Source organism: Pseudocitrobacter sp. RIT415 (assembly GCF_003057695.2).
GTDB lineage: Bacteria > Pseudomonadota > Gammaproteobacteria > Enterobacterales > Enterobacteriaceae > Pseudocitrobacter > Pseudocitrobacter faecalis.
In genome coordinates this window covers 146942-170175 of record NZ_QBJC02000007.1, presented here as the reverse complement: position 1 = coordinate 170175, position 23234 = coordinate 146942, and the positions used below count along the sequence as shown (strand labels likewise).

At 53.8% G+C, this 23234-nt stretch carries 22 protein-coding genes; 13 read left to right on the top strand and 9 right to left on the bottom strand.

Features of this window, described 5'->3' with window-relative positions:
- The first annotated feature begins 3 nt into the window (after positions 1-3).
- The 10 genes from DBY68_RS09900 (at position 4) to DBY68_RS09855 (ending at position 8734) form a co-directional block, all read left to right on the top strand.
- Positions 4-426: a thioesterase family protein gene (locus DBY68_RS09900; RefSeq protein WP_108475921.1), complete on the top strand. Its 423-nt coding sequence runs from the start codon at positions 4-6 to the stop codon at positions 424-426.
- The gene (locus tag DBY68_RS09895) at positions 423-1028 is read left to right on the top strand and encodes an outer membrane lipoprotein carrier protein LolA (RefSeq protein WP_108475920.1); all 606 of its coding nucleotides are present in this window, start codon (positions 423-425) and stop codon (positions 1026-1028) included. The genes DBY68_RS09900 and DBY68_RS09895 overlap by 4 nt, the downstream gene beginning before the upstream one ends.
- Positions 997-3318, top strand: coding sequence for an MMPL family transporter (locus DBY68_RS09890; RefSeq protein WP_108475919.1), 2322 nt, complete (start codon positions 997-999; stop codon positions 3316-3318). The genes DBY68_RS09895 and DBY68_RS09890 overlap by 32 nt, the downstream gene beginning before the upstream one ends.
- On the top strand, positions 3318-3893 hold the full coding sequence (locus DBY68_RS09885; RefSeq protein WP_108475969.1) for a DUF3261 domain-containing protein: 576 nt from the start codon (positions 3318-3320) through the stop codon (positions 3891-3893). Before DBY68_RS09890 ends, DBY68_RS09885 begins: the two co-directional genes overlap by 1 nt.
- Position 3894: 1 nt before the next feature.
- Positions 3895-5049 (top strand): beta-ketoacyl-[acyl-carrier-protein] synthase family protein, encoded by a 1155-nt coding sequence (locus DBY68_RS09880; protein WP_108475918.1) that lies wholly within the window; start codon positions 3895-3897, stop codon positions 5047-5049.
- The gene (locus DBY68_RS09875; protein ID WP_108475917.1) at positions 5046-5522 is read left to right on the top strand and encodes a 3-hydroxy-fatty acyl-ACP dehydratase; all 477 of its coding nucleotides are present in this window, start codon (positions 5046-5048) and stop codon (positions 5520-5522) included. Before DBY68_RS09880 ends, DBY68_RS09875 begins: the two co-directional genes overlap by 4 nt.
- A complete protein-coding gene (locus DBY68_RS09870) occupies positions 5519-6250 on the top strand; it encodes a 3-ketoacyl-ACP reductase FabG2 (protein ID WP_108475916.1) in 732 nt (243 codons plus the stop codon). Before DBY68_RS09875 ends, DBY68_RS09870 begins: the two co-directional genes overlap by 4 nt.
- Positions 6247-7476: a beta-ketoacyl-ACP synthase gene (locus DBY68_RS09865; RefSeq protein WP_108475915.1), complete on the top strand. Its 1230-nt coding sequence runs from the start codon at positions 6247-6249 to the stop codon at positions 7474-7476. Before DBY68_RS09870 ends, DBY68_RS09865 begins: the two co-directional genes overlap by 4 nt.
- Before the next feature lie 2 nt (positions 7477-7478).
- Entirely contained in the window at positions 7479-8003 is a 525-nt protein-coding gene (acpT, locus tag DBY68_RS09860) for a 4'-phosphopantetheinyl transferase AcpT (RefSeq protein ID WP_108475914.1), read from the top strand.
- Positions 8004-8278: 275 nt separating this feature from the next.
- The gene (locus DBY68_RS09855) at positions 8279-8734 is read left to right on the top strand and encodes a DUF1398 family protein (RefSeq protein ID WP_108475913.1); all 456 of its coding nucleotides are present in this window, start codon (positions 8279-8281) and stop codon (positions 8732-8734) included.
- Positions 8735-8985: 251 nt separating this feature from the next.
- Here the strand turns inward: DBY68_RS09855 and DBY68_RS09850 are convergent, their stop codons facing one another.
- Positions 8986-10014: an alpha/beta hydrolase gene (locus DBY68_RS09850; protein ID WP_108475912.1), complete on the bottom strand. Its 1029-nt coding sequence runs from the start codon at positions 10012-10014 to the stop codon at positions 8986-8988.
- A 3-nt stretch (positions 10015-10017) separates the two neighbouring features.
- Positions 10018-11187 (bottom strand): MFS transporter, encoded by a 1170-nt coding sequence (locus DBY68_RS09845; protein WP_108475911.1) that lies wholly within the window; start codon positions 11185-11187, stop codon positions 10018-10020.
- Between the two features lie 188 nt (positions 11188-11375).
- Here DBY68_RS09845 and DBY68_RS09840 point away from each other — a divergent pair, with 188 nt between their 5' ends.
- The 3 genes from DBY68_RS09840 to DBY68_RS09830 all read left to right on the top strand — a co-directional run bounded on the left by DBY68_RS09840 (position 11376) and on the right by DBY68_RS09830 (position 16389).
- A complete protein-coding gene (locus DBY68_RS09840) occupies positions 11376-12269 on the top strand; it encodes a LysR family transcriptional regulator (protein ID WP_189623906.1) in 894 nt (297 codons plus the stop codon).
- Between the two features lie 190 nt (positions 12270-12459).
- Positions 12460-14664, top strand: coding sequence for a ferric-rhodotorulic acid/ferric-coprogen receptor FhuE (gene fhuE, locus DBY68_RS09835; RefSeq protein WP_108475910.1), 2205 nt, complete (start codon positions 12460-12462; stop codon positions 14662-14664).
- Positions 14665-14781: 117 nt separating this feature from the next.
- Positions 14782-16389, top strand: a complete 1608-nt coding sequence (locus tag DBY68_RS09830; RefSeq protein ID WP_108475909.1) for an FAD-NAD(P)-binding protein — start codon at positions 14782-14784, stop codon at positions 16387-16389.
- A gap of 51 nt (positions 16390-16440) precedes the next feature.
- On the opposite strand, the gene DBY68_RS09825 is transcribed toward DBY68_RS09830, so the two are convergent.
- Genes DBY68_RS09825 through DBY68_RS09795 form a run of 7 tightly spaced genes read right to left on the bottom strand, consistent with a single transcriptional unit; the run spans position 16441 to position 23231 of the window.
- Complete coding sequence (locus tag DBY68_RS09825) at positions 16441-17436, bottom strand: hypothetical protein (RefSeq protein ID WP_108475908.1); 996 nt, start codon at positions 17434-17436, stop codon at positions 16441-16443.
- Entirely contained in the window at positions 17433-18374 is a 942-nt protein-coding gene (locus DBY68_RS09820) for an ACP S-malonyltransferase (protein ID WP_146745454.1), read from the bottom strand. Before DBY68_RS09820 ends, DBY68_RS09825 begins: the two co-directional genes overlap by 4 nt.
- A gap of 16 nt (positions 18375-18390) precedes the next feature.
- Positions 18391-19779 carry a hypothetical protein gene (locus DBY68_RS09815; protein ID WP_108475907.1) on the bottom strand — a complete coding sequence of 463 codons (1389 nt, stop codon included), beginning with the start codon at positions 19777-19779 and terminating at the stop codon, positions 18391-18393.
- Positions 19776-20564 (bottom strand): outer membrane lipoprotein-sorting protein, encoded by a 789-nt coding sequence (locus DBY68_RS09810; RefSeq protein ID WP_108475906.1) that lies wholly within the window; start codon positions 20562-20564, stop codon positions 19776-19778. Before DBY68_RS09810 ends, DBY68_RS09815 begins: the two co-directional genes overlap by 4 nt.
- 8 nt (positions 20565-20572) lie before the next feature.
- On the bottom strand, positions 20573-21883 hold the full coding sequence (locus tag DBY68_RS09805; RefSeq protein WP_108475905.1) for an ABC transporter permease: 1311 nt from the start codon (positions 21881-21883) through the stop codon (positions 20573-20575).
- Positions 21884-22540 carry a hypothetical protein gene (locus DBY68_RS09800; RefSeq protein ID WP_108475904.1) on the bottom strand — a complete coding sequence of 219 codons (657 nt, stop codon included), beginning with the start codon at positions 22538-22540 and terminating at the stop codon, positions 21884-21886.
- Positions 22524-23231 (bottom strand): ABC transporter ATP-binding protein, encoded by a 708-nt coding sequence (locus DBY68_RS09795; RefSeq protein WP_108475903.1) that lies wholly within the window; start codon positions 23229-23231, stop codon positions 22524-22526. The genes DBY68_RS09800 and DBY68_RS09795 overlap by 17 nt, the downstream gene beginning before the upstream one ends.
- Between the last annotated feature and the right edge of the window lie 3 nt (positions 23232-23234).

Below are 23234 nucleotides of genomic sequence, written 5' to 3'. Positions count from 1 at the left end.
AGGGTGCTTAACGATCCCCGCTTTACCACTGAGGTTGAACTCACCATCCCGTTTCATGACGTCGATGCGATGGGCGTGGTGTGGCACGGCAACTATTTCCGTTATTTCGAAATCGCCCGTGAAGCGCTGCTCAATCAGTTCGACTACGGCTATCGCCAGATGAAAGCGTCAGGCTACGTCTGGCCGGTAGTGGATACGCGCGTCAAATATCGCGATGCCCTGACCTTCGAGCAGCGTATCCGCGTGCGGGCGCATCTGGAAGAGTACGAAAACCGACTGCGCATTGCCTACCAGATTTTCGACGCCGAAAGCGGCAAGCGCACCACCACCGGCTACACCATTCAGGTGGCGGTTGAAGAAGCTAGCAAAGAGATGTGCTTCGTCAGCCCGGCTGTCCTTTTTGAACGCATGGGAGTCGCGCCATGAAATTCCTGCCGCTTATTTGCCTGTTGATTGCCCCGTGGGTGCACGCCGTGACGCTGGACGATCTGCAACAGCGCTTTACCGAACAGCCGATTGTGCGCGCCCACTTCGAGCAAATCCGCACCATTAAAACGATGCCACAGCCGCTACGTTCTCAGGGCGAGATGCTGATTGCCCGCGACAACGGCTTACTGTGGGATCAGAAAACCCCGTTCCCGATGCAAATGATGCTTACCGATACCCGCATGGTACAGCAGGTGAACGGCCAGCCGCCGCAGGTGATCACCGCCGACAATAACCCGCAGATGTTCCAGCTTAATCATCTGCTGCGCGCGTTATTCCAGGCCGATCGCCGCGTGCTGGAACAAAACTTCCGCATCGTGCTTCAGGACAAAGGCGATAACCGCTGGGCGCTGCGCCTGACGCCCATCACCTCGCCGCTGGATAAGATTTTTGCCTCTATCGACCTGAGCGGGCAGCAGTTTCTCGAAACGATCCAGTTGAACGATCAGCAGGGAGACCGCACCGATATCGCTCTCTCACAACACCGCCTGACGCCAGCCACTCTGACCCATGACGAACAACAACGTTTTAGCGCCCAATAACGGCCGCCGTCCGGCGCTCATCTGGGCTGTTTTTTGCCTGATTCTGCTGGGCACGCTGCTGGCGCTGTTACCCGGCGCGAGAATGAACAGCAGCGTGCTGGCGATGTTGCCGAAACAAGCGCTGGGCGACATTCCGCCCGCGCTGAACGACGGTTTTATCTCGCGCCTTGATAAGCAAATGATGTGGTTGATCAGCCCCGGTAAAACGCCCGATCCCCACATCGCGCAGGCGTGGTTTGAGCAACTGAAAAGCACCCCGGCGCTGGCGCAGGTGAAGGGCCCGATGGATGCCAAAAGCCAGCAGGATTGGGGCGCGTTTTACTGGCAGCATCGTAACGGAATGGTAGACAGCGCCACCCGCGCTCGCCTGCAAAACGGCGGCGAGGCGCAGGCACAGTGGGTTCTCTCACAGCTCTACTCCGCCTTTTCCGGCGTCAGCGGTAAAGAAGTGCAAAACGATCCCTTCATGCTGACGCGCGGTTCCCAACTGGCGTTAATGCAAAGCAGCCAGCGTTTGCGCCTGATGGACGGCTGGCTGGCAACGCAGGATCAAGATGGTAACTACTGGTATCTGCTGCACGGTGAGCTGCAAAGCGATGCGTTTGATATGCAGCAAACCCATCAACTGGTGCAGGCACTGACTGCCGCCGAAGCCCGGCTTAAAACGCGCTTCCCGCAGGCGCAGGTGTTGTCACGCGGCACGGTGCTGTACAGCGATTACGCCAGCCAGCAGGCGAAACGCGATATCTCCACGCTCGGCGCGGCAACGGTATTCGGCGTGCTGCTGCTGATTGTGCTGGTGTTCCGCTCGCTGCGCCCACTGCTGTTGAGCCTGCTCTCCATCGGCATTGGCGCGCTGGCAGGCACCACGGTGACCCTGCTGCTGTTTGGCGAACTGCACCTGATGACGCTGGTGATGAGCATGAGCATCATCGGCATCTCTGCCGACTACACGCTCTATTATCTGACCGAACGGATGGTGCACGGCGCGGAGAACTCGCCGTGGCAAAGTCTCAATAAAGTACGAAACGCGCTGCTGCTGGCGTTGCTGACCACGGTTGTCGCCTATCTGATTATGATACTCGCCCCCTTCCCCGGCATTCGCCAGATGGCAATCTTTGCCGCCGTGGGGCTGACCGCGTCCTGCCTGACGGTGGTGTTCTGGCACCCGTGGCAGTGTCGCGGGCTGCCGGTGCGCCCGGTGCCGATGTTCGCCCTGCTGCTACGCTGGCTCGCCCTGTGGCGACGCAACAAGGCATTGATTTACGGGCTGCCCGCCGCACTGACGGTGGCTTCGCTGATCGGACTCTCCACCCTTCAGGTTAACGATGATATCGCCCAGTTGCAGGCGCTGCCGCCGCATCTGCTTGAGCAGGAAAAACAGATAACGCAGCTTACCGGGCAGAACGTCGATCAGAAGTGGTTTGTGGTCTACGGCGACTCGCCAGAGCAGACGCTGATGCGCATGGAGGCATTTAGCACTCATCTGGATAGCGCTCGCCAGCAAGGCTTATTCGCCCGATACCGCACGATTCCACTCAACTCTCGCGCGCGTCAGGCGCAGGATTTGGCGCTGCTTAATCACGCGGCCCCCGCAATCAGCCAGGCACTGCAACAGGCGGGGCTACCTGACGTGAAACCCGACCTTCGCGCCATGCCGGTGAACGTGTCCGACTGGCTGGCAAGCCCTGTCAGCGAAGGCTGGCGCTTGATGTGGTTGACGCTGCCGCGCGGCGTCAGCGGCGTGCTCATTCCCGTGGATGGCGTGAAAGATAGCGCAGCATTAAAGGCGCTGGCGGAACAGCACACCGGCGTCGCCTGGGTTGACAGAAAACAGAATTTTGACGCGCTGTTTGGGCTGTACCGCACCGTATTAACGGTGCTGCTCGGCGTGGCGCTGGCTGCGATCGCCGTAGGCGCAATCCTACGCATGGGCTGGCGAAAGGGGGTAATAAGTTTGCTTCCTTCATTGCTTTCCCTGGGCTGTGGGCTGGCGGCGCTCTCCTTGAGCGGGCACAGCGTCAATCTTTTCTCATTACTGGCGCTGGTGCTGGTATTGGGTATCGGTATTAACTACACCCTGTTTTTCAGCAACCCGCGCGGTACGCCGCTGACGTCGTTGCTCGCCATCACGCTTGCAATGATGACCACCTTGCTGACGCTGGGCATGCTGGTCTTCAGCAGCACCCAGGCCATTAGCAGTTTTGGGATTGTCCTGGTCTGCGGTATCTTCACTGCCTGGCTACTGTCGCCGCTGGCGATGCCAACGAAAAAAAGAGAAAAACGATGATGATACGCAACGCCTGGCGCGCCCTTACGCTGGCCTCCGCGCTACTGCTTGCGGGCTGTAGCCACGATCATGATGGCACCCGCCCCACCGCCTGGCTGCAACCGGGCGCGCGCATAACGCTGCCTGCGCCAGGCATGACGCCCGCCTTTACGTCACAGCAACTTTTGACCGGCACCTTCAACGGCAAAACCCAATCGTTAATGGTGATGCTGGATGCCGATGAACACAAAATCACCCTCGCCGGGCTGTCGTCGCTGGGGATCCGTCTGTTCCTGCTGACCTATGATGAAAAAGGCCTGCGCACGGAACAAAACATCGTCGTACCGCAATTGCCGCCCGCAAGCCAGGTACTGGCAGACGTAATGCTCAGCTATCTGCCGATTAGCGCGTGGCAGCCGCAGTTGCCTAAAGGCTGGACACTCACCGACGCGGGCGACAAACGCGCGCTGCGTAACGCCCGTGGCGAAACGGTAACCGAGATAACCTACCTGACGCGCAAAGGCAAACGCGAGCCGGTCAGCATTGAGCAGCACGCCTTCAAGTACCACATCACCATTCAATACCTGGATGACTGATATGATTTATATCTCTGCCGTGGGCATGATTAACGCGCTGGGTAACAACGTACCTGAGGTCGCCGCGAACCTGACGCGCGGCATCGCGCCGGGGATGCGTGCCCGCGCAGGCTGGTTGCAGGGCAAGCCAGATGCCGTTTTTGGCGGCGTGGAGGCGGAACTGCCTGTCATTCCGGACACCTTTGCCGAACATCGCAGCCGCAATAATCAGCTTTTGCTGGCGGCATTGGCGCAGATCCAGCCGCAGGTGGATGACGCAATTGCCCGGTATGGCCGCGAGCGCATTGCCGTGGTGATGGGCACCAGTACGTCCGGGCTGGACGAAGGCGATAAACATGTCAGCCAGCAGCATCCCCAATGGCGCTACGCACAGCAGGAACTGGGCGATCCGTCGCGATTTCTCAGCCACTGGCTGGCGCTCGACGGCCCGGCATTTACTCTCTCCACCGCCTGTTCATCCAGTGCGCGCGCGATTATTAGCGGTCGCCGTCTGATTGAAGCAGGTTTAGCGGATGTCGCTATTGTGGGCGGCGCGGACACCTTAAGCCGAATGCCGATCAACGGTTTCAACAGCCTGGAGTCGCTCTCAGCCTCGCGCTGCCAGCCATTTGGTCGCGATCGTAGCGGCATTACCATCGGGGAAGGCGCGGGGCTGATGCTGCTGACCCGCGAGCCGCAGCCAATCGCCCTGCTGGGCGTCGGCGAATCGAGCGATGCGTGGCATATGTCGGCCCCGCATCCGGAAGGCGAAGGCGCAATTCGCGCAATTCTTCAGGCGCTGAAAGAGGCCGGGCTCGCGCCGCAGGACGTGGGCTACATCAATATGCACGGCACCGCCACGCCGTTGAATGACAAAATTGAATCACAGGTAGTGAATCGCCTCTTCGGTGATACGGTTCCCTGTAGTTCCACGAAACATCTCACCGGGCACACATTGGGTGCGGCAGGCATCACCGAGGCGGCCATTGCGATGCTGATTCTGCAGCATAATTTGCCGCTGCCGCCGCAGGATTTCAGCCAAATGCCGGTCGATGAGACGCTGCTGCCCTGCGGCCTGCTTCACGCCGCCGCGCCGCTGGCGCGCCCGGTCATTCTTTCCAACTCTTTCGCCTTTGGCGGCAACAACACCAGTATTTTGTTAGGACGACGTTCATGAGTCACTACTTACCGCCGGCGGACTATTTACCGCACGACGCTCCCATGCTTCTGCTTGAGCAGGTTTCCGCGGTCAGCGAAAACGACGTGCAGTGCCAGGTAACGGTTAATCCCGCAGGCGTGCTGGCCCCCTTTCTTGATGCGTCGGGCAACCTGCCCGGCTGGTACGCGCTGGAACTGATGGCGCAGACGGTCGGCGTCTGGTCCGGCTGGCATCGTCAGGATGAGGGCGAGCAACAACTGACGCTGGGTATGGTGCTCGGCGCGCGTGAGCTGGTGTGTACGGCAGGTTATTTTCCGGCACACGCTACACTGGATATTCACGCCCACCTGCTGATGCGCGACAGTCGTTTCGGCAGTTTCGAATGCACAATAATGATTGATAACACACCGGTGGCCACGGGCCGCGTCAACACATTCCAGCCATCGTCCGACGAGTTAACGTCGCTGTTTCAGCAGGGAGAAAACGCATGAGTCGTTCCGTTCTGGTTACCGGTGCCAGCAAAGGCATCGGTCGTGCCATCGCCCTACAGCTGGCCGCGGATGGTTTCACCCTTGGCGTTCACTATCATCAGGATGAACCCGGCGCGCGCGAAACGCTGGCCGCCATTGAACAGGCTGGCGGTAAAGGTCGATTGCTGCGCTTTGATGTGGGCGATCGCGCCCAGTGCTTAACGGTGCTGGAAGAGGATATGGCCGAGAACGGCGCGTGGTACGGCGTGGTGAGCAACGCCGGAATTACCCGCGACGGCGCATTCCCGGCGCTGAGCGAAGAGGACTGGGATGCGGTTATTCACACTAACCTCGACAGCTTCTACAACGTGATTCACCCCTGCATCATGCCCATGATTAGCGCCCGTAAAGGCGGGCGAATCATTACGCTTTCCTCCGTTTCCGGCGTGATGGGTAACCGTGGACAGGTGAACTACAGCGCCGCCAAAGCGGGGATTATCGGCGCGACCAAAGCATTGGCAATTGAACTCGCCAGGCGCAAAATCACCGTCAACTGCATCGCGCCGGGGTTGATTGACACCGGAATGATTTCAATGGAAGAAGCAGCCCTGAAAGAAGCCATGGCGATGATCCCAATGAAACGCATGGGGCAGGCTGAAGAGGTCGCCGGGCTGGCGAGTTATTTAATGTCGGACATCGCGGGCTACGTCACCCGGCAGGTGATTTCGATCAACGGAGGCATGTTATGACACGTCGTGTCGTGATCACGGGCATGGGCGGCGTCACCGCGTTCGGCGAAGACTGGCAGGACGTATCGCGCGGGTTACTGAAGTATGAAAACGCCGTGCGGCATATGCCAGAGTGGCAGGTCTACGCTGGTCTGCATACCCTGCTGGGTGCGCCCATTGATGACTTCACGCTGCCCGCGCACTACACCCGCAAGCGCATCCGCGCTATGGGCCGCGTGTCGTTGCTTTCTACCCGGGCCACGGAACTGGCGCTGGAACAGGCCGGATTGATTGACGACCCGGTTCTGACCAACGGCCAGACCGGTATCGCCTATGGTTCATCTACCGGCAGCACCGGCCCGGTGAGCGAGTTCGCCACCATGCTGACCGAAAAACACACCAATAACATTACCGGCACCACCTACGTGCAGATGATGCCGCACACCACGGCGGTGAATACCGGGCTGTTTTTCGGCCTGCGCGGACGCGTCATTCCCACCTCCAGCGCCTGCACTTCCGGTAGCCAGGCGATTGGCTACGCCTGGGAAGCGATTCGCCACGGTTATCAAACCGTGATGGTCGCGGGCGGCGCAGAAGAACTCTGCCCCTCGGAAGCCGCCGTTTTCGATACGCTCTTTGCCACCAGCCAACGAAACGATCGGCCGAAAACAACGCCCTCCCCGTTCGACCAGACGCGTGACGGGCTGGTGATTGGTGAAGGCGCCGGCACGCTGATTCTGGAAGAACTGGAGCATGCGAAGGCGCGCGGGGCGACCATCTACGGCGAAATCGTCGGCTTCGCCACCAACTGCGATGCCGCGCATATCACCCAACCGCAGCGCGATACGATGCAAATTTGCATGGAGCAGGCGTTACAGATGGCGGGCGTCAGCGCACAGCAGATTGGCTATATCTCCGCGCACGGTACGGCGACCGATCGCGGCGATCTGGCAGAAAGCCAGGCCACGGCGGCGATCTTCGGTGATACCACGCCGATCTCCTCGCTGAAAAGTTATTTCGGCCATACGCTGGGAGCCTGCGGCGCACTGGAGGCATGGATGAGCTTACAGATGATGCGCGAAGGCTGGTTCGCACCGACCATTAACCTGACACAGCCCGATGAAGCCTGCGGTGCGCTGGATTACATCATGGGCGAAGCGCGTCACATTGACTGCGAATATCTGCAAAGCAATAACTTCGCCTTCGGCGGGATCAACACCTCGCTGGTCATTAAGCGCTGGGCATAAGCATGTATCGCCTGCTGCGCGCAAAGATATCGGACTATATCGACGCTCAGGCGGCGGGACGCGCGCTGCTTGAACGGGCGCTCTCCCCTGCCGTGGTGCCTGAGATTATTCGCAACCGTAACGGCAAACCCGGCTTTACTCATGGCTATCCGCTGTGGTTTAACATCAGCCACAGTGGCGATGATATCGTTCTGCTGCTGAGCGACGAGGGCGAGGTGGGCTGCGATATTGAAATCATACGCCCGCGTAAAAATAGCCAGCGTATTGTTGAATCGGTATTCAGCGCCGGGGAACAGGCGCTGATGGCAGCCGCAGAAGATAAGCGCGTCGCGTTCTGGCAAATCTGGACGCGTAAAGAGGCGATGCTTAAACAGGCAGGTAGTCAGATTTGGCAAATCGCGGAATTCGACAGTTGTAAACCCGCTCCGCTGTTTTTACTGCAACTTCGTTGGTCAGAAAATCGAATAGTCACGCTGTGTACCCCGACGCCCATTTCAGCGCGGGAAAACGATTTCATTGTTAAATAATAACGTGAATATCACTGTGATAAATAATACACCACTAAAGTATTATCATAATATACGATGATATATAATACCTAAATCAGATCAAAATTCGTGCATATGTAGGGGTGATGTTGATATATTCCATCAGTAATATGAATAATAGAAACAAAGCGGAAACATAAAATTTAGCATAATCATTTTTTGTGATAGAGATAACACAAATTTCAATTGTCTATGGATTCGCTTTGCCCGTATAGTGGCTCTCTGTTAGAAGATAGTTACCTTTACTAACTTTAATTAGCATTATTGTAACTATTGTAATCATTAATTTTGAGGCACTGATTATTTTACGCACTCTATTTTCTGAGGCCCGAACGCGGATAACGCTGCATGAATTGATCAAAGAACTCGAAAAACAGAATATCGTTTTCTACGTTCATTTCGTCTCAACCGGAAACGTGACGCTTGTTGATAGCGAAGGAAATATTCGCATTATAGAAGGCGAGTATAGCCTCAAACGCGTCAGCTTGCGGGCTAATGAAGACCTCATCCGCGCGGCATCGCGTCGCCATTTCGCAGGTAAAATAGGCTATGAAGAGTATTGTACTTTGGTGGCCAGCGCCGGGGTATATAAGTGGATAGTGGATATAAAACAGATGACACGAAAATATGTCGGATTATCGGACAAAGTGATTTTCAGCGAAGAGATAACACCGGTAAATACATCTGAGCATACATGGCGTTATAATTAACCGCGTGATTATCGTAAGGGCAACCACATCCAGAGCCCATGCAAGATAAGCCATATCCCCGCACACGATAACGTAATTAACGAGACCATTTTCACTGAACCTCCCTGGTTCATTTCTATCGCAACTTTCCTTTTTTGCACCAGACGATAAGAGATAAGCATCGCCTGATAACAATGTTATCAGGCGATATTCTATAACAAAAAAAGCACAACAGGATATACGTAATAATAATGACGGATAACGCTGAGGATTTACTTCAGGCTCGTTTTAAAGAATGCCGTCAGTTTGTCGAAGGGAATGAGATCGGTGCGATCGTAGAGATCAACATGCCCGGCGTTCGGCACGATATACAGCTCTTTCGGCTGCCCGGCGCGTTGATAGGCATCTTCACTAAACTCCTTCGAATGCGCGTGATCGCCTGCAATAAACAGCATCGGGCGCGGTGAAATGGTCTCGATATCATTGAACGGATAGAAATTCATAAATTTGCCAATGCTGCTTAACATCGGTTTGGTGGTCAGCTCTTCTTTCTCGCCTTTCGGCGTATAGCCGCCGCGTGACGTACGGTAGAAATCGAAGAATTCACGCTGTATTGCCGGCGTGGAGTCATCCAGCTTGTTCACCGTACCCGGTATATAAGCAGTCTCGCCGCCCTGGTACTCGGCAAAGCGCTGCTCGATGGCCGTCTTAATCAACGCTTCTCGCTGTTCAACGGTTTGCGAGTGCTTGAGGCCATTACGGAACGCGGCCCCCATGTCATACATGCTGACGGTCGCAATGGCTTTCATACGCGGGTCGATTTTAGCCGCGCTGATCACAAAGCTACCGCTACCGCAGATACCCAGTACGCCAATATTTTCCGCGTCCACCCACGGCTGCGTGCTGAGGTAATCAACCGCCGCGCTGAAATCATCGGCGTAGATTTCCGGCGAAATCATATGGCCCGGTTTACCCTCGCTCTCGCCCCAGAAAGAGAGATCAATGGCCAGCGTGACGAAGCCCTGCTCCGCCAGTTTTTGCGCGTAAAGGTTAGCACTCTGTTCTTTCACCGCGCCCATCGGATGCCCAACGATAATCGCCGGATGCTTCGCGTTTTTATCCAGCGTTTTAGGCATAAACAGATTGCCCACCACGTTCATTTGATACTGGTTTTTAAAGCTGACGCGCTGTTGGGTCACGCTATCGCTTTTGTAGAAATTGTCCGCTCCGCGCGACATATCTGCAGCGGAAGAGGCAAATGCGCTAATCAGTAAGCCCAACGCCAGTGTGACGCTTTTCATAGGTTAACTCCTGAGTGTGTGTTTACGTGAGGTTGTGAAAGTGATGATCGATGCGCAGAGCAAAACGCCAGCGCTCAGTGCAAAGGTGCTGTGCCAGCCGTGATGGTCGTACATCAGGCCACCCAACGTTGATCCCAGCGCAATGGAAAGCTGAATGATGGCGACCATCACGCCGCCGCCGACTTCCGCGTCATGGGGTAACGTTCGCGCAAGCCACGTCCACCAGCCTGTCGGGGCTGCGGTTGCGACCAGCCCCCAGGCGCCCAGCAGTGGCACAACGAACCAAAGCTGATGACCAAAAATCATCAGTGCGATAGCAATCGCCGCCATCAACAGCGGAATGAGAATTAGCGTGCGATAAATACCGTGTTTCAGCAGGCGACCCACTACCAGTGTGCCAATAAATCCCATCACGCCGATGATCAGCAGAACGGCAGACAAGGCAGTTCCCCTCACCTGCGTAATGCCTTCAAGAAAAGGACGCACGTAGGTGAAGAGCGTGAACTGGCCCATAAAAAAGAGCCCGCAAGCAAGAAGCCCCACCGCCACAACTGGACGTGCGAAGAGAGGAAGCACCCTGCTGCGCTGTTGGCTGTAGCGCATAGCTGGCAGACTAAACCATTGCCAGATGAAGGCGGCAATCGCGACAGGCACCAGGCAGAAAAATGCGCCCCGCCAGCCCATTACTTCACCAAGATAACTCCCAAGCGGCGCGGCAATCACCGTCGCCAGCGCATTGCCGCCGTTGAAAATGGCTAATGCGCGAGGCACCTGCGATTCAGGTACCAGACGGATCGCCGTCGCCGCCGACATCGACCAGAAGCCGCCAATGGCAATACCAATCAGCGCACGCCCCACCATATAAACACCATAATTCGCAGCCATGGCGATCATCGCGGCTGAGAATGCCATCAGCGCAGTCATGCCCAGCAGCAGATATCGGCGATCCAGCCCAGCGGTGAGCCGCGAGAGCGTCAGGCTGGTGATGACCGCCAGCGCCCCGGAGATAGCAATGCCCTGACCCGCCAGGCCTTCCGTCACGCCTAAGTCAGCCGCGATGGGCGATAACAAACTCACCGGCATAAATTCAGAGGCAATTAATACAAAAACACACAGCGTCATGGCGTAAATGCCGCCCCAATGGGCGCGTTGAACGTCAGCCTGCAAAGCCATTATGTTTTTCCTCCTGTTTTACCGGCTGTTTTCAGACAAGCCGGGGCCGCACGTTATTCGCAGGAATAACGTCATTCATTTGGCGGGAATATTCGTTGCTGAAAATTTTACACGGTGAGCGTAGGATAACTAGCTAATGAATACTTAATAGGCTTATAAGCAGCGCTTATTAATCGAGAATGCCGATCATGAAAAGAAATCTGAACGATCTGCTCTACTTTGTAACCGTGGCTCGCGAAGGGAGCTTTACCCGCGCGGCGGCACTGCTGGGCGTCACGCAGCCGGCAATCAGTCAGGCGATTTCTGCGCTGGAAGCGCGAATGCAGATTCGCCTGCTCACCCGCACCACCCGCAGCGTGTCGCCCACGGCAGCGGGGGAGCGGTTGATGGCCTCAGTCGGTACACGCATTGATGAAATTGAAGCGGAACTGGATATGCTGACCGAACTGCGCGACAAACCGGCTGGCACCGTTCGCATTACCTGCGGGCCCAACGTTTTGCGCACCACGCTGTTACCAAAGCTCACGCCGCTGCTGCGTGAATATCCGGATATTCACGTTGAGTTTGATGCCAACCACGGCTTTCGCGACATTGTGGCGGATCGCTTTGACGCAGGCGTACGTCTGGGCGATACCATCGACCAGGATATGATTGCAGTGCCGATTGGCCCGAAGCTGCGCATGGCGGCGGTCGCTTCACCGGACTACTTTGCCCGTCATCCCGCGCCGAAAACGCCACACGAGTTAACGCAGCATCAGTGTATTAATCAGCGGATGGTTAAATCCGGCGGGCTGTATGTGTGGGATTTCGATCAGGATGGCGGTGATTTAAATGTGCGCGTCAGCGGGCAGCTCACGTTTAACACTTCAGAACATATCGTTGATGCGGCGCTGGCCGGTTTTGGTATCGCTTTCCTGCCTGAAGAAGAGTTTGGAACGCACATTGCCGAAGGCCGCCTGATTCGCATACTCGAACCCTGGTGTATGCCTTTCCCCGGTTACTATCTCTACTACCCCAGCCGCAAACAGCCCTCCCCGGCATTTTCCCTGGTAGTCGACGCGTTACGTAATAAACACCCCTGACATTCTGCTGGCGATTTCCCTTATGTGAAAGCGGTTCCATAAAATCCGCTTACATCCATTTACATCTAAAACACTAATGCGTATATTTCTCATTCGCATTTTTATGCTCATGGGTTAATTAAAAATACAAAACCTGGCGCGGCTATGTATCGCTGTCGGGCAGTCCCGCAAACACACTTAAGGGTTTATCATGTCTTTCACTTATCAGCCCCGGGAAACGCGTCGCCCGCTCGGATGCTCCCCTTCTTTGCTCGCCCTCTCCGTGGCGATGGCTTTCACGCCTGCGCTATCCTTTGCCGCCACAGCGAACAGAGATGACACCATTGTGGTGGAAGAGAGCACCACGCCGGGCGACGAAGGTCAGGACCAGGATTACAGCGTTAAAACCACCACCACCGGCACCAAAATGCTGCTGGTGCAGCGCGATATTCCCCAGTCGGTCAGCGTTATCAGTCAGCAGAGAATGAAAGATCAGGAGCTGAACTCGATTGAAGAAGTGCTGGATAACACCACCGGCGTGAGCGTTTCCCGTATCGACAGCCATCGCACCAATATCTTCTCGCGCGGTTTCTTCGTCAGTAATTTTGCCTTCGACGATATGCCGACGTTCCTCGACGATCGCTGGAATTTTGGCGACACCGCCGGTGATACGGCGATTTTCGAAAGCATTGAAGTGGTGCGTGGCGCTGCCGGTTTGATGAGTGGTACGGGCAACCCATCGGCGTACGTCAACATGGTGCGTAAGCACGCCGACAGCCGCGAATTTAAAGGCTCCGCTTCCGCGACATACGGTAGCTGGGATAAACAACGTTATGTGCTGGATCTACAGGCCCCGCTGACCGAATCCGGTGACGTACGTGGCCGCGTGATTGCCGGGTATCAGGACAATGACAGCTGGCTTGAGCGCAATCATTACCGCAAAAAATTCATCACCGGCGTCGTCGATGCCGATATCACAGACTCCACCACCCTCTCTCTGGCTTACGATTATCAGAAGAGCGAAGAAGACAGCCCAACCTGGGGCGGCTTCCCTTCCCTGTGGAGCGACGGCAGCCGCACCGATTTCCGCCGTGAATTCAATACCGCCGCTGACTGGACTTACTCCAATGAGGATACGTCGCGCGTATTCGCCAACCTGACCCAACGTTTCGACAACGGTTGGGAGGCGAAGGTGAACGCCATGCATGCGGAAACCAATTTCGATAGCCGCCTGATGTATATCGACGGCTTCCCGGATAAAAATACCGGCCTGTACAACAGCGCACTTTACCAGGGCGCATGGGGCGGCTGGAACCGTGGCGAGCGTAAACAGGATTCAGTGGATGCCTTTGTGCGCGGGGGGTATGAACTGTTTGGCCGCCAGCATCAGATAATGTTCGGCGGCAGCTACAGCCGTCAGCGCAACAACTACGACAACGCGTATCCGGTTACCGATAACTACGGATTGATGGATGTCGGCAATATTTACAACTATGACGGCAAACTGGCGTATCCGGAGTGGTCTGACTGGGCGCTGTATCAGCGCGATATCATCCGCCAGAAATCGCTCTACACCGCGACGCGCCTCTCGCTGGCCGACCCGCTTAACCTGATCCTCGGCGTGCGCTGGACGGAGTGGAGCGCCCATTACAATCTGGAACGTAAACCGGACGAAACCCGCGACAGCAAATTCGATGACGTCACGCCATATGCAGGGCTGGTGTATGACATCAACGATGAGTGGTCGGCCTATGCCAGCTATACCTCCATCTTCCAGCCAACCAGCAAGCGCAACGCCAATAGTGAGTTTCTCGACCCAACCACTGGCAAAAGTTATGAAGCTGGCGTGAAAGGTGACTGGTTCAACACCCGCCTGACCGCGACGCTTGCCGTATTCCGCACCGAGCAGGACAAAGTTGCGGTCAGCACCGGGCAAACCATTCCGGGATCCGGCGGCCAGACGGCCTATAAATCCGTCGATGGCACCGTGAGTAAAGGCGTGGAGTTTGAGATTAACGGCGCATTGACCGACCGCTGGCAGCTTACTTTCGGCGCATCCCGATATATTGCGGAAGATGGTGATGGCGTGGCAGTGAACCCGGAGCAACCGCGCACTACGGCGAAACTGTTTACCCGCTATCAGCTTCCGATGTTACCTGAACTGGCGGTCGGCGGCGGCGTGCGCTGGCAGAACAAAACCTGGCAGGATATCGCCGGGCCGAACGGCGATACACGTATTAAACAGGGCGGCTATGCGGTGGTCGATCTCTTCAGCCGCTATCAGGTCACTAAAAACTTTGCCCTTCAGGCCAACCTGAATAACCTGTTCGACAAAGAGTATTACGACTATCTCGGCACTTACGGCGTGTACGGCGCACCGCGAAACTTCTCGGTCAGCGGCACCTATAACTTCTGATCTCCCTCAACGGCACCGCCCGGTGCCGTTTTCCTTCTTCTGAATTTCCGCCGCCGGGTTTGGCGCAATCGCCTTTTTCGACCAGACTTATCACTGTGTTTCTTATTCAGGATGATTATGAAAAACGTTGCGATTGTGGGCGTCGGCCCCACCGGAATTTACACCTTCCACGCGCTTATTGAGCGCGGCGTACCACTTGCGATTACGCTCTTCGAGCAGGCTGAAGAAGCGGGTGTCGGCATGCCCTACAACGATGATAATAATGCCACGCTGATGCTGGCGAATATTGCCAGCATTGAGATCCCGCCGATTTTTATCACTTATCTGGATTGGCTACGTCAACAAAGCGACAGCTACCTGGCGCGCTTTGCGATTAAACGCGAATCGCTGCACGACCGGCAATTTTTGCCGCGTGTGATCCTCGGTGATTATTACCGTGACCGCTTTCTGGCGCTGGTCGAAAAAGCAGAACGTTCAGGGTTTAGCGTTTCCGTTCGGGAAGCAAGCAAAGTCACCGATCTGAAAGCTTGCGCAGAGGGCGTACAGGTATCAACGGAAGGCAGCAATAAACCAGAAACGTTTGATTTTGCGGTTGTTGCTACAGGTCATCTCTGGCCTGACGATGATGACTCGCCGCGCGACTTTTATCCCAGCCCGTGGACCGGGCTGATGGATGCGCACATTCATCCCTGTCGCGTCGGTATTATGGGCGCTTCGCTGAGCGGCCTTGATGCGGCAATGGCCGTCGTTTCGCAGCATGGGAAATTCATCACTGACGAAGGCAAAACGGTGAGCTTCCGCCTTAATCCCGGGAGCGAGGCGCTCCAGCTAACGCTGATGTCACGCACCGGGATCCTGCCCGAAGCTGATTTTTACTGCCCCCTTCCCTATGAACCGCTGACCATCGTGACGGAAAAAACGATTGCAGATGAAATCGCCAAAGGCAGTGATGGCCTGCTGGACAGGGTATTTCAGCTCATCGTCGCGGAACTGGAACGGGCAGATCCGCAGTGGACGGCTGAAATTGGCTTAAATAATCTTAACGCCGACACGCTGGCCGATGCCTGGTTTGCCGATCGCAAAAAACACGATCCGTTTTACTGGGCACAGGACAACCTGGAAGAAGTGGAACGCAATAAGCGCGAAAAACACACGGTGCCCTGGCGTTACACCATTTTGCGACTACATGAAGTAGTAGAAGAGATTGTCCCGCATCTGAGTGAGCAGGAGAGTAAACGTTTCAAAAAAGGTCTGGCACGTGTTTTTATCGACAACTATGCCGCCATTCCCTCGGAATCCATCCGCCGCCTGCTGGCGCTGCGTGAAGCCGGGCTGATTCATATTCGGGCGCTGGGGAACGACTATGAGATGCAGGTCAACGACGGCCTGACGATCATTACCACCGATGACGCGCGCTATGAATTTGACGTGTTTATCGACGCTCGCGGTCAGAAGGCGCTGAAAACCAAAGACCTTCCCTTCCCCACGCTGCGCAAACAGCTTTTAGCCTGCGGCGATGACATCCCGGACGTGGGTGACGACTATACCTTGCAGGCGCCTGATAGCGTGCGCGGGCGAATCGCTTTTGGCGCACTGCCGTGGCTGATGCATGACAGACCGTTTGTGCAGGGGTTGGTGGTGTGTGCGGAAATCGGCGCGGCGATGGCGAAAGGGGTAGCGCAACAAGCCGCCGGAAGACGCAGAAAACTCGCGGCACCGGAGTAAAGCCGGATGCGGCATGGAAGCCTTATCCGGCCCAGGGCGATCGCACACAATTTAGTGTGCGATCGTTTTCAGCCGATCCCAGCGAAAATACATATCACACGCCATCATAAAATCGTTGTGCCACTGGTAGCGACAATGGAGAAAATAGTAGGTCAGGCAAGGGATATAACAGATTAAAAAATAGACCTCAAACCCAATATTAACGCCAACGAGCGTCGCAGCTATTGATACCAGCGTAATCCATGACACTTCAATAATCAGCAGAATAAACATCCGAAGCCAGAAGGCTTTGGCAAAAAACGTTGGAAGCATAATCCCGGTGGAAAAAAGAAGATCGACCTCCTGCAAAAAAAGGCGTCCCAAAAAAACATAGCGCTTGGTAAAGCGCAGAAACAGCAGGTTAATCGTCAATACCACCGCACATAAAATAGTCATCGCAATGACCGCCTGAAATGATAACCAGTGTCCCGAAAAAGAAAAGGCATCGCTATTGCGTAATGGGCTGATGGTGAGAAGATTGATAATCGTTGATACGCTCACGGACAGTAATACATAGCGTGTCAAATTTTTAAACTTCACTTTTTTCACCACCGAAATCGCCACCTGCTTTACGTAGCTGTCTCTGATGGGCCGGAACAATAAAAAAATTACCAGCGGCCCAAGCAGGGCAATGACCAGCAACGCATAAAGGGAAGGCATCACACGGTAACATCCCCACCCCAGCATGCTAAACAGAAGCAATGAAAGGAAACTCGCCACAACAGGATGTGTCAGGGCCACTTCGCTTTTGCGGTTTTTCTTGTTCTTAAACCAGGAGAAATCAATATTTTTGGTGACACATTTATAAGCCCAGTATGCCTTTAGATCGACAATAAAGTTATATAAAACCAGCGCCAGGATTCCACTGACGATCACAATATCCCGCGCAGGAAAGGCGAATGCCGCATTCTTCCAGTAAAAACCAAGCAGAATAAGGCTTACAGCATAAATGAATATCAGGCTGCGTTTATCCTGAAAGCGAATAAACGTTAAATAGTCGGGAATCATTTCATTACCTTCGCATCACTAAAGGCTTTACGACAATGCATCACACGCTGTGGATCAACGCCCGCAAAATCATTCAGCATATTTCCCAGGTAAGGTTTATTACTGATCTCAAGGAACGTCACTGGCGTCGGAAGATCCAGGAAAACCTGAAGGGAATCCGTCCATTTAACCGTGTGGGTTAAATGCAACGACAGGTTTTGTTTAATGATAGATGGAGCCGTTTCGCTCTTCGCGGTCACGTTCATCAAGACCTGATGCTGCGGCGAGGCGATATCCAGCCCGGCGAGGTAATCGTGCATCGCCTGAACACCGTCCGCCATCAAGCGGGTATGCCAGGCACCGCTTACGCCGAGTTTGACGGGTTCAAATCCAGCGGCCATCAGCACCGTTGCGAACGCATTTAGCGCCGCCTGCGTCCCTCCAATGACCTGCTGGCGCGGAGTGTTATCGCAGCTGATATCCAGCGCAATACCCGAGTCAGTTATCATCTTCTGCAAGTGTTCGCGATTTATTCCCTTCACCGCCAGCATCGCACCTTTATTTCTCTGGCTTTCGTCATGCATCAGATTCGCCCTGAAATGAATCATGCCGAACAGTGTCTCAAGAGAAATTGCCCCTGCAGCGTATAGCGCGCTGTATTCGCCAACGCTATGGCCGCATGAACCGACGACCGTGACGTTCTCCAGCCGCGCTTTACACAGGGTATAAAGCGTCACATTAATCGCCGTCACGGCCAGTTGCTGTACTGTGGTTTGTATAAGGCGATTCATCGGCCCTTTCTGGCACAGGCGGCGCAAATTAAGCCCGGAAATATCGCTGGCACAATCCCAAATATGTTTAGTGGTGGCATTCAGATCCCAAAGATCGCTGCCCATCCCGATAACGGGATTACCCTGGCCGGCAAAAAGCAGCACGGTCGGTTGCGGTGCATTATTCATCATCATATTTCTATCCTTACAAATAGTATTTAAAGCCCAAATAGAGGCCTAACGTGTCACCAAAAAGCGCAAACTCTGCGTCACGGTGTCCCAGCGCGCTCCAGGCACCTGCATAGGCTTCAATCTGGTTATTGATAGCGCTGAGCGGCGTGGAATAATGCACATTCAGCAATGTGCTGCGATCCATGACATTCACGACCATTGATGGTTGTAGAGTGGCTCCCCCCGCCAGCGGCAGGCTGGCATAGGTATTCAGATAGTGCTTACCTTGCAGCATGCCCTGATTAGCGGTATTGCTGATTTCTGACGCCATCAGGTATTTATAAGAATCAAACGCCTGATCCAGTGGGGCATAGCCCGTTCGGGTGTTCAGAAAATCGATAAAATCACGCTGCTGGCGCTGCTCAGCACGTGAATAGCCTTCGCTCTGGAAATAATATTCCACGCCAAATACGCTAAAATTATCCCGGGTGTATTGCGCCCCCAGCGCCAGCTCTACATTATTTTCATCTGCCGTTTCATACAGCGAATTCGGGAACTGATACTGTTCAACTTGTGCCACCTTATGACGAGAAAGATGCCGCCACTGCTGAGTACGGTGATAGGCTGCGTCAATATTCAGCGTCAGCTGCGGGCTATAGTGGTAGCTGTCAGACAAAGCCACTGACGGTGATGGCCCAAGCCGCAGCGTAACGGAAGGCGTATGTTCACCGAAGCGATGATCGCTATAGCTCAACAGATACGCTTCGTCGCTGTTTCCCTGTTGACTGGCAGACCAGTTTCCCGAGGTTATATAGCGCTTATCTATCGTCGCTAATTTAGGGACAACGCTCGCCGTAAACGCGTAATCACGCGTTTCCACACTCATTTTTCCCGCCCACGATGAAGATTGATATACCGATGCCATTTTGGGATCGTGCAGACGCGTCGACTGAAAACCGGTGTAATAATGCGTTTGTAAATCAGAAGGTGAGCGCAAAAAGAACATCCCTGATGATGCACCTAATTTGCCCGCTTCAAACTGAACACTGTCAGAGGCGCTATAGACCAGACTCAGACGGTTAATTAACGCACGCGTACGGCTATCATCCGATTCAAATTTCCCTGCAGGTTTAAGCGCATACTCATTTATTCCATACAGATTCAGCTTGAGATCCAGCTTATTATCGATAATCGAGCAACCAGTGCGAATGCCGACGCCAGCCTCCTGATAACCGTTATGACGGGTGTACGGATTTTTCCCTTCAATTTGCCAGGCCGAGGTCTGCTTGTTGATATAGGACACCTGCTCATAAAGCGTCACATCACTATTTTGCGCGACGTCTTCACCAGACAGACAATCCGCCTGCGCCGCCAGCGGCAGCGCAAGGAACAGCAATACGTGAACGTTCAGCGCGCGTTTCATTTCGCACCTCGCTGAATATACTCTTTGGTGAAATGAAACTCTGGAAGTGACTCCAGACGAACATCGCTGTACTCCATTACCGAATAGTTATTGCCATGACGTACATCGGTAACGGTGATTCGCATAGGACGCGATTTGCCCAAAACAGGCTGAAAATCCTGATACTGCACTTCTTTAATTAACTGGTCATCCTGCGAGTAATAGGCCGCTTTCCACGGGCGGTTATCACCCTCTTTTTCAACGTAATAGATAACCTTCGGCCAGGTGATATCCGCCGATTGACGCAGTAGCGACAGCTTATAACACTGCTTTTCGCCACACGAAACTTCCCCTACCAGAGTTGAGTCGTAGGCATATTCAAAATTTGTCACAATGACATCGCCATTGGAAATTTGCCCAATCAATCGTTGTTGTCGAGAAATAGGCATCGGGCGACGCAGTTCCGGCGTGTAAAACCATAAATCGTACCAGTCGGAAAGCATAACTTTGCCTTTATCTCGCGGCGGATAAATAAACCGCACTAACGAGCGAGCATCTGCTTTTTCAGTACCCTGCGGTTTCATAAAACGCATAGAAATATCAAGAATCTGTTTATTCTCTGGTTGCGTTGCGCCTGCTTTATATTCCGTTACCGTCAGCGTATAGCGAAACGGTTTATTCGGCGAACGGATTTCGTCAGCGCGACGAATAATCTCAAGCGCCGTATTATCAATGCTCGCCGCCTGAACGCACGACGTCGCGAGCCACAGGCAAGCAAACCACTTGCCATAAAAAGCCATATTCATAATGTGTCCTACGAAAATTTAAATGCGTCAGAAATATTCAATCGGGAAGCCCGTAAAGCCGGTAATACCGACGCGCCTGTTGCCGTCAAAATGGGTAATACCACCGTCACCCAAATCAATTCCGGGTTACTGGTTTTTATAAAAGCGGTATAGCCGATGGTTTGCCCCGGAGATGGCGGCATCGCAATGCCGTAAAGGTTAATTACCCAGGCGATAGCTCCCCCCACCAGCAGGCTGCCGACTGCGCCAATCACACCAATAAAAATACCTTCCGTCAGAAACAGGCGCGTTACGTGAAGCGGCTTCAGGCCAATAGCCCTGAGGGTGGTAATCTCCCGGGTACGCTCAACGATATTCATCGCCATGGAATTGCCGATCATGAAGATGACAATCAGGGCGACAATCAGCTTGATGAAGAAATAGATGCCGGACAGGAGCCCTTCAACCTGCTGATAAAAAAGTGATACATCACGCCAGTCTTTCACCATTAACGGCAGATGATGGCGTTCGATAAACTGACGCAGCTTCGCGCTGAATGCCGCGGTGTCATCATCCTTAAGCAGGATAAGCACTTTACTGACGCCGTCAGTCCCCATCATACGTTGCGCGGTCTCAAGCGGGATCTTCATCGCGACATCGTCATAATCCTTGATGCCTGATTCAAAAATACCGCGCAGTTTTAACGACAACGCGCCCTGCCCGCCCGCCGTATTGACCACCATTACGTCCAGCCAATCGTCATATTTCGCATTCAGCGTTTTCGCCAGACCGCTTCCCAGCGTGATTTCATCCCCCTTCACTCGAGAAAGATCGCTGCCTGCGATGATCTTATCGAACGATCCCAGCTTTAACGCGGGTAACGGTTCTACGCCCAGCGCAGAGAAGTAGCTGGATGTTTCGCTCTCGTAATGAGACATCACCCCAGTGAACTCCAGTTGCCCGGAAAGCGTTGAAATATCCGCCGCCAGCGCGGGATCGTCCAGGATGGCTTTCTTTAACGCTGCATAATCGGCAATCAGGCTCTTACTTTTATTCGACGTTTCAAAGTAACGGTTGTTATAGATCTGAACATGACCAATATTAGTGCGAATGGTCTGCTCTTTCAGGATCCAGAAAGAGTAATCAATAAACCCGCCATACAAAAAAATCGCCACGCCACCCAATACAATTGCGGTTATCGTCGAAAATGAACGGCGTTTATGCCGAAAAAGATTTAAAAATGAAAATTTGACATCGCGTGAATAAAATACAACCTGATAAATCACAAAAAACAGGATCAGCATCAACACGATATTAACGATTATAATTTCCCTGGACATTTACTTACCTTTTATCAGCGGCAGCAGTACCTGGGTTAACTCTTCACTATCCCATTCTGGTACAACATTAAAATCATGCGTCAGCGACTGCGCTAGCGCGGCATTTTGCCCTTTGATTTGCGCCAGCAGTGCATTCGCTCCTGAAGTGTCCTGACAGTGACGCAAAGCGCGATAACGCATTGCGAGAATGTGGTCGAGGATCGTCGCTGTCCATATCGCCGGGGCGGCCAGCATCTGTTCGGTATCCTTGATAGTCACCACACACCGTCCTGAATTAGCGGGTAAATAGGCGTCCACCCGGGTACGCAAATAACGTACCCGTAGATTCTTCTCATGCAAATCCACCGCTTCATCGAGCCAGAAAAAACCGCTTTTGGCATATTCAGAGGCATGGATAAAATCGTTCGTCATCGAATATCCATCTGCCTGACGCAGCAAGCCGTAGGCGTAAAAAACCAGCGCCACCACGTTATGCCGGGCGTCATACTCTTGTTTTAACGCCTCGGTCAAGGCAGCCAGTTCTGCTGGTTGCGCCGGGAGCCCCTTTTGCAGGACATGGTTTACTGCATCGGGTGTCGCCGCATGAATCCCCGGAGCCAAAAACATGGCATACAGAAAGATGGCAACCAGCCAGAATCCTTTATGCATCTGAGTCATGAATCACTACTCCATCCTGAATTTCAACCACGCGCCGCGCCCGCGCTCTTAATTCGCTTGAGTGCGTGGAAATCACAAATGTGGTGCCGGTCTGCTGGTTAATGTTCAGTAGCAGATCCAAAATGGCCTCGCCCGTGGCCAGATCTAAATTCCCCGTCGGTTCGTCAGCAACCACCACTTTAGGTTCGTGAGCTAATGCCCTGGCAATGGCGACACGCTGCTGTTGACCGCCCGATAATTGTCCCGGTTTACGATCGCCAAAGCCGCTTAACCCCACGCTATCGAGATAATGTCGCGTCCGTTCTTTGGCTTCTTTTTTACTGAACAGCCCATTCAGTATTAGTGGGAAATAAACGTTATCAAATACGTTTAATACCGGCATAAGGTTAAAAAACTGAAAAATAAAACCCAGATGTTGTCCACGGATGACCGACAGCTGCTCTTCCGGCAACTGGCTCAATAATTTATTTAAAAAGATAACCGTTCCGGAGGTCGGTTTATCAATACCCGAAAGAATATTCAAAAGCGTACTTTTACCACTGCCCGATGGCCCACACAGTGCAAGAAATTCGCCTTTATTGATATCAAGATTAATGCTTTTAAGCGCATCAACTTTTGCTGCCCCGGTGCCATAACACTTGTAAATATTGCTAAGTGAAATAGCGGGCAACGATTTAATAGTAGATTGCATATG